This window comes from Microbacterium ureisolvens (assembly GCF_019511645.1).
Lineage (GTDB): Bacteria > Actinomycetota > Actinomycetes > Actinomycetales > Microbacteriaceae > Microbacterium > Microbacterium ureisolvens_A.
Window position 1 is genome coordinate 1 of sequence record NZ_JAEUAX010000030.1, and the last position, 1,739, is coordinate 1,739.

Annotated in this window: 1 rRNA gene; it reads left to right on the forward strand. The window is 56.9% G+C overall.

Going from position 1 to position 1,739, the window contains the following annotated elements:
* Nucleotides 1–1,342, forward strand: a 16S ribosomal RNA gene (locus JNB61_RS19835); the annotation flags it as partial.
* Nucleotides 1,343–1,739: the final 397 nt, after the last annotated feature.

Genomic DNA, 1,739 nt, shown 5'->3' on the forward strand with positions numbered 1-1,739 from the left:
CTCTCATCGCATGGTGGGGGTTGGAAAGATTTTTTGGTCTGGGATGGGCTCGCGGCCTATCAGCTTGTTGGTGAGGTAATGGCTCACCAAGGCGTCGACGGGTAGCCGGCCTGAGAGGGTGACCGGCCACACTGGGACTGAGACACGGCCCAGACTCCTACGGGAGGCAGCAGTGGGGAATATTGCACAATGGGCGGAAGCCTGATGCAGCAACGCCGCGTGAGGGATGACGGCCTTCGGGTTGTAAACCTCTTTTAGCAAGGAAGAAGCTTTTGTGACGGTACTTGCAGAAAAAGCGCCGGCTAACTACGTGCCAGCAGCCGCGGTAATACGTAGGGCGCAAGCGTTATCCGGAATTATTGGGCGTAAAGAGCTCGTAGGCGGTTTGTCGCGTCTGCTGTGAAATCCCGAGGCTCAACCTCGGGCCTGCAGTGGGTACGGGCAGACTAGAGTGCGGTAGGGGAGATTGGAATTCCTGGTGTAGCGGTGGAATGCGCAGATATCAGGAGGAACACCGATGGCGAAGGCAGATCTCTGGGCCGTAACTGACGCTGAGGAGCGAAAGGGTGGGGAGCAAACAGGCTTAGATACCCTGGTAGTCCACCCCGTAAACGTTGGGAACTAGTTGTGGGGTCCTTTCCACGGATTCCGTGACGCAGCTAACGCATTAAGTTCCCCGCCTGGGGAGTACGGCCGCAAGGCTAAAACTCAAAGGAATTGACGGGGACCCGCACAAGCGGCGGAGCATGCGGATTAATTCGATGCAACGCGAAGAACCTTACCAAGGCTTGACATACACGAGAACACCCCAGAAATGGGGGACTCTTTGGACACTCGTGAACAGGTGGTGCATGGTTGTCGTCAGCTCGTGTCGTGAGATGTTGGGTTAAGTCCCGCAACGAGCGCAACCCTCGTTCTATGTTGCCAGCACGTTATGGTGGGAACTCATGGGATACTGCCGGGGTCAACTCGGAGGAAGGTGGGGATGACGTCAAATCATCATGCCCCTTATGTCTTGGGCTTCACGCATGCTACAATGGCCGGTACAAAGGGCTGCAATACCGTGAGGTGGAGCGAATCCCAAAAAGCCGGTCCCAGTTCGGATTGAGGTCTGCAACTCGACCTCATGAAGTCGGAGTCGCTAGTAATCGCAGATCAGCAACGCTGCGGTGAATACGTTCCCGGGTCTTGTACACACCGCCCGTCAAGTCATGAAAGTCGGTAACACCTGAAGCCGGTGGCCCAACCCTTGTGGAGGGAGCCGTCGAAGGTGGGATCGGTAATTAGGACTAAGTCGTAACAAGGTAGCCGTACCGGAAGGTGCGGCTGGATCACCTCCTTTCTAAGGAGCACCTCAGTCTTTCGGGGCTGGAGGACCTCAGCCAGGGCGAATGTTCCTGGTGGGGGCTCGTGGGTGGAACATTTGACATGGCATCAGCGCGGCTGATTCTCACTAGTACGCCGGTTCTTCGGGGCCGGTTGGAGGGTGGGGGTTGGTGAGCGGGGTGCCTGCACGCTGTTGGGTCCTGAGGGACCGGGCGCCGTATCGCCCCTTTTTTTGGGGTGGGTGTGGTGGCTGACTCTCTGGGCCTCCTGGCTGCCGGTTGTTGCTGGTGGGTTGGGGGGTGCCGCCCGTACTTTGAGAACTACACAGTGGACGCGAGCATCTTTGCAAGATGACCCTTCGGGGTTGTTTTGTGTTGATGATCTTAAAGATCATTAGTCAATTTCTGATCGCA